At 30.9% G+C, this 291-nt stretch carries 1 protein-coding gene; it reads right to left on the minus strand.

Annotated elements, in window-relative coordinates:
- On the minus strand, positions 1-283 hold a 283-nt coding region (locus NI470_RS15705), incomplete at its 3' end, for a hypothetical protein (RefSeq protein ID WP_253154024.1).
- Positions 284-291 lie beyond the last annotated feature (8 nt).

A 291-nucleotide genomic window follows, 5' to 3' on the forward strand; every position in this document is an offset into this window, starting at 1 on the left:
CAAAAAGAATAAAAAATGGAGTAGCAATAATTATAGAGGCAATACAGATAGTTAATAAATTAAGACTGTTATAACGATTTAAAAGAATTGAGAATATGAAGCTGAAAGGTACAGTCAAAATACAATAAGCCAAGTAGACAAGACCGTGCCCTACAAGAACCACTAAAATCGAGTATAGGCTGTATTCCTGATTCATTACGATAAACAGGACTGCTGTGAAAAAAAGTAGTGGTAAAGGAGAAAGTAAGAGAGCTTTTACTATTTTTTCATTTGAGTATTTCACTAATTTAA

Origin of the sequence: Acinetobacter lwoffii, from assembly GCF_024129115.1 — a bacterium.
GTDB lineage: Bacteria > Pseudomonadota > Gammaproteobacteria > Pseudomonadales > Moraxellaceae > Acinetobacter > Acinetobacter lwoffii_T.